Source organism: Comamonas sp. B-9 (assembly GCF_000410635.1).
Classification (GTDB): domain Bacteria; phylum Pseudomonadota; class Gammaproteobacteria; order Burkholderiales; family Burkholderiaceae_C; genus Comamonas.
On record NZ_KE148572.1, the window covers coordinates 21,369 to 29,452 of the forward strand.

The 8,084-nt window shown below is 65.4% G+C and carries 7 protein-coding genes and 1 pseudogene; 2 read left to right on the forward strand and 6 right to left on the reverse strand.

What is annotated here, in order from left to right:
• The 6 genes from H928_RS27495 to serA all read right to left on the reverse strand — a co-directional run.
• Nucleotides 1-395 (reverse strand): ABC transporter ATP-binding protein (locus H928_RS27495; protein WP_043339891.1); only part of this gene is annotated, 395 nt, incomplete at its 3' end.
• Nucleotide 396: 1 nt separating this feature from the next.
• The gene (locus H928_RS0112485) at nucleotides 397-1,263 is read right to left on the reverse strand and encodes a carbohydrate ABC transporter permease (protein ID WP_239644950.1); all 867 of its coding nucleotides are present in this window, start codon (nucleotides 1,261-1,263) and stop codon (nucleotides 397-399) included.
• Nucleotides 1,253-2,260 (reverse strand): carbohydrate ABC transporter permease, encoded by a 1,008-nt coding sequence (locus H928_RS0112490; protein WP_021026816.1) that lies wholly within the window; start codon nucleotides 2,258-2,260, stop codon nucleotides 1,253-1,255. The genes H928_RS0112485 and H928_RS0112490 overlap by 11 nt, the downstream gene beginning before the upstream one ends.
• Nucleotides 2,261-2,279: 19 nt before the next feature.
• Nucleotides 2,280-3,644, reverse strand: coding sequence for an ABC transporter substrate-binding protein (locus H928_RS0112495; protein ID WP_021026817.1), 1,365 nt, complete (start codon nucleotides 3,642-3,644; stop codon nucleotides 2,280-2,282).
• Between the two features lie 109 nt (nucleotides 3,645-3,753).
• The gene (locus H928_RS0112500) at nucleotides 3,754-4,710 is read right to left on the reverse strand and encodes a TauD/TfdA family dioxygenase (RefSeq protein WP_021026818.1); all 957 of its coding nucleotides are present in this window, start codon (nucleotides 4,708-4,710) and stop codon (nucleotides 3,754-3,756) included.
• 192 nt (nucleotides 4,711-4,902) lie between these two features.
• The gene (gene serA, locus H928_RS0112505; protein WP_021026819.1) at nucleotides 4,903-6,132 is read right to left on the reverse strand and encodes a phosphoglycerate dehydrogenase; all 1,230 of its coding nucleotides are present in this window, start codon (nucleotides 6,130-6,132) and stop codon (nucleotides 4,903-4,905) included.
• A 313-nt stretch (nucleotides 6,133-6,445) separates the two neighbouring features.
• On the opposite strand from serA, the gene H928_RS0112510 reads away from it, so the two are divergent.
• Nucleotides 6,446-7,576 (forward strand): alkene reductase, encoded by a 1,131-nt coding sequence (locus H928_RS0112510; RefSeq protein ID WP_021026820.1) that lies wholly within the window; start codon nucleotides 6,446-6,448, stop codon nucleotides 7,574-7,576.
• 76 nt (nucleotides 7,577-7,652) lie between these two features.
• Nucleotides 7,653-8,084, forward strand: a pseudogene (locus H928_RS0112515) (hypothetical protein); the annotation flags it as partial.

Here is an 8,084-nt window from a genome sequence, read left to right on the forward strand (position 1 = left end):
GCGGGCAGGCGGGCCAGCAGCGGCTCCAGGCCCAGGATCTCGGCCACCTGCTGCACGCGCTGCGCAATGGCCTCCGGCGCCTGGCGCTGCAGCTTGAGCGCAAAGCCCAGGTTCTCGGCCACCGTCATATGCGGGTAGAGCGCATAGTTCTGGAACACCATCGCGATATTGCGCTCGCGCGGCGGCACACCGTTGATGACCTGGCCACCCAGCACAATCTGGCCGCTGCTCACCTCCTCCAGCCCGGCGAGCATGCGCAGCAGGGTGGATTTGCCGCAGCCAGATGGGCCGACCAGCGCGACAAACTCGCCCTCGGCAATATCGAGCGATATGCCCTTGAGCACATCGTGCCCCTCAAAGTGCTTGCGCAGCTGTCTCAATGCAATCGAAGCCATCTCAGTCCTTGACGCCACCGGCGGTGAGGCCGTGAACGAGGTATTTGCGCACCAGCACCGTGAACAGCAGCACCGGCAGCATCACCAAGGTGCCGGCCGCTGCAATCTTGGTCCACTCCCAGCCGTCGTACTGCAGAAAATTGACGATGGCGACCGGCGCCGTCACCGCCTGGGTGCGGGTCAGAATCAGTGCGAAGAAAAAGTCGCTCCACGAGAAGATGAAGCACAGCACGGCGGTGGCCACCAGGCCCGGCCGGGTCAGCGGCAAGGTCACATGCCAGAAGGCCGACCAGATGCTGCAGCCGTCCATCCAGGCGGCCTCTTCGAGCGCCGTGGGAATGGCCTCAAAAAAGCCCTGCATCATCCAGATCACGATGGCCAGGTTGAAGGTCAGGTAGACCAGCACCAAGCCCCAGACCGAGTCGAGCAGGCCCAGCCAGCGAAAGGCCAGAAAGAACGGAATCGTGAACGCAATGGGTGGCGCCATGCGCGTGCACAGCACCCACAGCGCCACCTGGCGCCGCTGCTTGAAGCGCCAGCGCGACAGCGCATAGGCAGCGGGCACCCCCAAGAGCAGCGACAGCCCGGTGGACAGCACGCTCACCAGCAGGCTGTTGCCAAAGGAGCGCGCAAAGTTGTCCTGCCACAGGCCGGCAAAGGCCTCTAGCGTTGGACTGAAGAGCAGATCCAGCGACAGCGCATCGCCCGCCGGGCGAAAGGCCATCTGCAGCATCCACAAAAAGGGCAACAGCACCACCATCAGCACCAGCACGGCGGCGGTGCTGCGCAGATGGCGCTGCAGGCCTTGCACGGCGCGTTGCCATACGGGCAGCGCAGGTGCTGCGTGGTGCCAGGTCTCAGCGTGCATGGGCATCTCCCTTGGCCCGGCCCAGGCGGCTGACCAGTGCGCTCAGCACAAAGATGATGGCCAGCATCACCACCGCAATGGCGCTGCCGTAGCCCCAGTACGAGAAGTTGAAGGCCTGGATAAAGCCGTAGAAATTGGTCACCTCGGTCACGGTGCCCGGCCCGCCATTGGTCAGCACATACAGCAGCGGAAAGGCCTTGAAGCTGTCGATCAGGCGGAACAGCGCGCAGACCACCAGGGTGCGCTGCAGATAGGGCAGCACGATGTAGACAAACACCTGCCAGCGGTTGGCGCCATCGATGCGGGCGGCATCGACCGGGTCGCGCGGCACCATCTGCAGCTGCGCCAGCACCATCAGCATCGTGAACGGGAACCACTGCCAGACATCGGCGGCCACAATGGCCCACAGCGCGGTGTCGGGGTTGGCGATCAGCGAACGCAGCGGCCAGCCCCATTGCTCGAGCAGCGCATGCATGGGGCTGATGTCGGGCGTGTAGATGATCTTCCAGACCAGGGCCACCACAATCGGCGGCAGCACCATCGGGATCAGAAAGAACGTACGCAGGCCCGCCACCATACGGCTGGTGCTGTGCAGCAGCAAGGCCAGGCCCAGGCCGACGAGCAGCTGCAGCAGCACGCTGACCGACGAGAGCTTGGCCTGCACCCAGAGCGAATCGACAAAGCGCTGGTCCTGCAGCAGCTGCGCATAGTTGCCGGCAGGCTGGTCAAAGTGGAAGGTGGCTGCCGGGTCGGTCAGGCTCAGCGGCGTCAGGCTCACCACCACCAGCGTGATGAGCGGCAGCAGGGTGATGGCGGCCAGCACCACCAGTGCCGGTGCCAGGCCCAGGCCATAGGCCCGTGCCGATTCGCGCTGCCAGTTGCGCTGCCAGTTGCGCGACGCTGCAGCCGCAGCGGGCTTGCCGCGTGCCTGGCTGGGCAGCGGGCGCGCGGCTCCGGTGTCGAGCGCCTGCGGCGCGAGAGATGCAGTGGGCGGCATGGGAGCGCTCCCTCGCTGCTCAGACCGAGACGCCAGCGCGGCGCAGCTCGGCAATCGACGCGGTCTGCGCCTGCTTCATCGCCTGCTCGGGCGTGCGCTGGCCGGTCACGATCAGCTCGATGGCCTTGTTGATCTGCTGGTCCACCTGCGGGTAGGCAGCCACGGTGCGGTACTTCATATGGCCTTGCTTGGCCGACAGCTCCACCGACGATGTCACGAGCGACGCGATGTCATAGCCGTTGACGCGCTGGCGCTCACGGTAGGCGGGCGAGTCGATGTCCGAGCGCCGCGTGGGCGAGCCGTAACCTGCAGCGACGGCACGCTGCAAGGTTTCCTTGGACGTGGCCCAGCGGATGAACTGCCAGGCCGCATCCTTGTTCTTGCTGCCCACCGGAATGCCCCAGCCATGGATGGCAGTGCCCGGAAAGCGCCCGGCCACACCCTTGGGCACCTGGCCCCAGGCCGCCGATGCCGCCACCTTGCTGCTGGATTTGTCGGCCAGCTGCGAGAGGTTGATCTGGCCTTGCACGCTCAAATGGCTGCGCCCGGCCTTGAGCGACTGCACGGCCTGGTCCGAGGTATAGGAGACCACACCGTCGGGCCCGTACTCGCGCAGCAGGCGGGCAAAGTAGTCGGCCGCTGCTATCGCCTCGGGGCTGTCCAGGGTGGGGAACAGGTCATCGGGGGCCTTGCGGAACACATCGCCGCCAAAGGCCTGCAAGAACGGGATAAAGGTCCAGCCATAGTGGTTGTCGGTGACAAAGCCGGCCGCGCGCTCCTTGCGGTTGAGCAGCTTGGCCGCTTCCAGCCAGGCGTCTGTCGTATCGGGAAAGGCCAGGCCTGACTGCTGGAGCACATCAAAGCGCGAGGCCGCCGCAATCGTGACCTCGGCCTGCCAGGGGATGCCATAGAGCTGGCCGTCACGGCCCCGCTCGGGCGCGAGCGCGCCTTCGAGAAAGTCGCGGATGTCAAAACTTGCCGGCGTCTTGTTGGGGTCGTTGATATAGCCATCGAGCGGCGTCAGCCAGCCCGAGTTGATCCAGCGGCTCGAATAGATGAAGGTGACATTGACCGCATCAAAGGCCGCGCCCTTGGTGGACAGCTCCAGGTCAGCGCGCTGGTTGTAGACCGGAAAGCCGGGTGTGTCGAAGTTCACCTTGGCGCCGGTCGCCTCCTCGAACTCGGGAATCCAGGGCCGCAGCAGCTTGGAATACGGCGAGCTGTACAGCGAGGTATTGAGCGTTACGCCCTTGAGCGGCTTGCTGTCCAGCGCCAGCGCCGGAAAGCCCAGCACGCTGCCGGCGCCGGCCGCCAGCGCAGAGACCAGCAGCTTGCGGCGCGGCACCAGCAGGCCGCCTTCGTAGTGGTAGGTGGTTCGGGTCATGGAAACTCTCTGTGGTGCGCGCAGGCGGCCATCGCCATCTGCGATCTGTGTGTTGCTGTTGGGGAGGGCGCTGCGCCCAGGCGGTGCGCCTGGCCGCCGCTCAGGCTACTCAGGCCGCTGCCGGCTCGCGCACGGTCAGGTCGACGCTGCTGCGGCCATCGACCGAGGTCGCCACGTCGCCCGTAACCGTCACGCGCCGCATCACGCGGTGGGCATCGGCATAGTCATTGATCGCGTAGTGCTGGGTGGCGCGGTTGTCCCAGATGGCGACATCGCCCGGCTGCCAGTGCCAGCGCACGGTGTTTTCCAGGCGCACGATGCGCTCATGGAAGAGCTGCAGCAAGGCGGCAGACTCATTGCTGCGCAGGCCCTTGATGCGCTTGGCAAAGTGGCCCAGCAGCAGCGCCTTCTCGCCCGTCTCGGCATGCACATGCACCAGCGGCTGCTCGGACTCGATGGTCTTGCTGGTGAACACCTTGCGGTAGCTGGCGCGGCCCTGCGTCTCGGTCTGGCTGGCGGCTGTGTTCTGGCGGAAGTTCTCCGCATAGTCATAGTCATTGCCATGCACGGCCCAGAGCTGCTCGGCCAGCTGCTGCAGCGGCGCGGGCAGGCCTTCATAGGCGGCCACGGTATTGGCCCAGACGGTGTCGCCACCATGGCCGGGCAAGGTCACCGCGCGCAACACGCAGACCTTGGGGAAGACCGCTTTGAAGGTCACATCGGTGTGCCAGGAGTCGGCCCGGCCGCCGTGCTGCGAGTTGAGCTCCAGAAAAGCCGTGCCATCGGGTGCGGGCACGGTGGGGTGGGCCTCGATCTCACCAAACAGGCGGCCAAAGGCTTGGTGGCTGGCGTCATCGAGGTGCTGCTGGCCCCGGAAGAAAATCACCCGGTGCTGCAGCAGCGCTGCCTTGATCTGGGCAAATAGCGCCGGCTCCAGCGCACCCGACAGCGCCACCCCATGCACCACCGCGCCGATGCGGCCCGCCAGAGGCTCGACGTGCAGGGCAGTGGCTGCAGCGGCATCGGCCGCTGGGCTCAGGTGGCGAACATTGGTGATGGCATTCATGGGCGCTCCTCGTGGTCTGGCAATCGGGTGGAAGCCTTCATGCTAGGCAGCGGGGTGCGCCTCCACAACTACGCATTTCATGCATCGATATGCCAACAGCAGCTAAGAAAAAAGAGGCATAAGCCTCTTTCCTGGGTGTCTAAAGCCGCCCACTGCACCGATGCCGCTGGGCGCGGTGCGGTGGGCGCGGCATCAGAACAGCACGCGGCAGCGGATGGTGCCGGCGATCTGGGCCAGCTTCTCCAGCGCCAGCGCCGACGATTCCTGGTCGATATCGATCACCACATAGCCGACCTTTTCATCGGTGCGCAGGTACTGGCCGGCGATGTTGATGCCGTTGTCGGCCAGCACCTGGTTGATGGCGGACAGGATGCCGGGGCGGTTCTCATGCACGTGCAGGATACGGTTCTTGCCAGGGTGCTCGGGCAGGGCCACTTCGGGGAAGTTCACGGCCGAGGTGGTGGTGCCGTTGTCGCTGTACTTGACCAGCTTTTCTGCCACTTCCAGGCCAATATTGGCCTGGGCTTCCATCGTCGAGCCGCCGATGTGCGGGGTCAGGATCACGTTGTCCATGCCGCGCAGCGGCGACTGGAACTCGTCCTTGTTGCTCTTGGGCTCGACCGGGAACACGTCGATGGCGGCGCCCAGCAGCTTCTTGGCTTGCAACGCCTGGGCCAGCGCGTCGAGGTCCACCACGGTGCCGCGCGAGGCATTGATCAAAATGCTGCCGGGCTTCATCGCCGCGATCTGGGCCGCGCCAATCATGTTGTGGGTCGAGGCCAGCTCGGGCACGTGCAGGGTCACGATGTCGGACTGCTCCAGCAAGGCGTTGAGGTTGGCGGCCTGGTGGGCATTGCCCAGCGGCAGCTTGGTGACCACATCATGGAACACAACCTTCATGCCCAGGCCTTCGGCCAGCACCGACAGCTGGGTGCCGATCGAGCCGTAGCCGACGATGCCCAAGGTCTTGCCACGGATCTCGAAGGAGTTGTCGGCGCTTTTCTTCCAGCCGCCCCGGTGCGATACCGCATTCTTCTCAGGAATGCCGCGCAGCAGCAGGATGGCTTCGGCCAGCACCAGCTCCGCCACGGAGCGGGTGTTGGAGAAGGGCGCATTGAAGACCGCAATACCACGCTCGCGCGCCGCATTCAGATCGACCTGGTTGGTGCCGATGCAAAAACAGCCCACTGCCACCAGCTTGTTGGCCGCGGCAAACACATCGGCCGTCAGCTGCGTGCGGGAGCGGATGCCGACAAAGTGCACGTCGGCAATCTTGCGCTTGAGCTCTTCCCCCTCCAAGGCACCGGTCAGCGCCTCAACCTGGGTATAGCCCGCCGCCTGCAACACCTTGAGCGCGGAAGGGTGGATGCCCTCGAGCAGCAAGAACTTGATCTTCGATTTATCCAGCGATGTTTTGGTCATGAATGCGCGCTTTCTCTTTCACAAACGACAGCGGTCTGCCCACCAGGCTGCGATCGGCAGCTGGCAGACCCGGGTCGATCATGGCGCAGAACCTTTGCCATTACGCGTTGTCGGGTTGACCCTAGTACCCGGGCGGCCGACACCATCCACCGGCAAATGCTGCTTTGCAGCATTGAACCCCTTGATTTGCTTGGGTTTGCGCCCGCCGGGCGCTTGGCCGACAGGGTCCGGGCTTCAACCCTGGCCTGCAAAGGGCTGGGCTGCGTGGTACAAAAAGCGGGTAAGCCCGTGATCCAACCACAAGGAGTTTTGCATGACAAGCACCGCAACCCATAACCTGTTTGAACCTGTGCAGGTGGGTGATTTGGAATTGGCCAACCGCATTGCGATGGCACCGCTGACCCGCAACCGCTCGCCCAAGGCGGTGCCCCAGCCGATGACTGCCACCTACTATGCGCAGCGCGCCAGCGCCGGGCTGCTGATCACCGAGGCCACCGCCATCAGCCACCAGGGCCAGGGTTACGCCGATGTGCCGGGCCTGTACGAGCAGGACCAGCTCGATGGCTGGAGCCAGGTGACCCGCGCCGTGCATGCCAAGGGCGGCAAGATTGTCTGCCAGCTGTGGCATGTGGGCCGTGTCTCGCACCGCCTGCTGCAGCCGGACCAGCAGGCCCCGGTGGCGCCCTCGGCCATCACCGCCAAGACCAAGACCTTCCTGATCGACCCTGCGACCGGCACAGGCCGCTTCGAGCCGACCTCCGAGCCGCGCGCGCTGGATGCCGAGGAGATCCCCGGCATCGTGCACAGCTTTGCTGCGGCCGCCCGCAATGCGGTCAAGACCGCCGGCTTCGATGGCGTCGAGATCCACGGCGCCAACGGCTACCTGCTCGACCAGTTCTTGAAGACCGGCGCCAATGCCCGCCGCGACGACTACGGCGGCTCGATCGAAAACCGCGCCCGCCTGACCTTGGAAGTCACCCGCGCGGTGATCGACGCGGTCGGCCGTGGCAAGGTCGGCATCCGGCTCTCGCCCGTCACCCCCGCCAATGGCATTGACGATGCCGATCCGCAAAGCCTGTTCACCTACCTGGCCCACCAGCTGGCGCCGCTGGGCCTGGCCTATATCCATGTGATCGAAGGCGCCACCGGCGGCCCGCGTGAAGTCGAAGGCCGGCCCTTCGACTACGAAGCCTTCAAGGCGGAATACCGCCGCGCTGGCGGCAAGGCCGCCTGGATGGTGAACAACGGCTATGACCGTGCACTGGCCGAGCAAGCCGTCGCCAGCGGCCAGGCCGATATCGTCGCCTTTGGCCGCCCCTATATCGCCAACCCCGACCTGGTCGAGCGCCTGCGCAGCGGCGCGGCACTGAACGAGGGTGATAACAGCACCTACTATGGCGGCGGCGAGAAGGGGTATACCGACTACCCGACGTTGGCGGGCTAAAACGGCTGGCACACGAGCGGCCTGGGCCTACAAAGACCTGGGCCGCCGCTTCACCGGATTTTGGTAGAGTGCGCAGATGCCATTGACTCCCCTCTTCCGCACCACGTTCTGCCTGCTGCTGCTCCCCGGCCTGGCCGCCTGCTCCAGCCTCTGGCCCTCCAAAAAAGAGGCCGAACCCGCGCCCCGCGCGCCCCAGCAGGCGGCGCCCTCCGACAAACCGGCACCGCAGGCCCCGGCGCCAGCGGCGGCCAGCATCAGCGAGGCCGACCTGGCAGGGGTCTGGGAATGCCAGTTCCAGATCAGCATGGGCAAGGACAGCGCCAGCTTTACCTACACCAACCAGTTCAACCCCGACCACAGCCTGCGCTCGCAGGCCTTTTTGGCCTATGACATGCCCAGCAGCGAGCAGCAGTACCGCTTTGTGCTGCAAGGCACGGGCCAGTGGCGCATGGACGGCAGCACCATCACGATGATCGTGCCCGAGGTGGTCAAGCAGGACCGCTCCGAG

Coding starts and splice junctions, on each gene's coding strand:
- H928_RS0112485 (WP_239644950.1), bottom strand. CDS start 1,263: ATGCACGCTGAGACCTGGCACCACGCAGCACCTGCGCTGCCCGTATGG.
- H928_RS0112490 (WP_021026816.1), bottom strand. CDS start 2,260: ATGCCGCCCACTGCATCTCTCGCGCCGCAGGCGCTCGACACCGGAGCC.
- H928_RS0112495 (WP_021026817.1), bottom strand. CDS start 3,644: ATGACCCGAACCACCTACCACTACGAAGGCGGCCTGCTGGTGCCGCGC.
- H928_RS0112500 (WP_021026818.1), bottom strand. CDS start 4,710: ATGAATGCCATCACCAATGTTCGCCACCTGAGCCCAGCGGCCGATGCC.
- serA (WP_021026819.1), bottom strand. CDS start 6,132: ATGACCAAAACATCGCTGGATAAATCGAAGATCAAGTTCTTGCTGCTC.
- H928_RS0112510 (WP_021026820.1), top strand. CDS start 6,446: ATGACAAGCACCGCAACCCATAACCTGTTTGAACCTGTGCAGGTGGGT.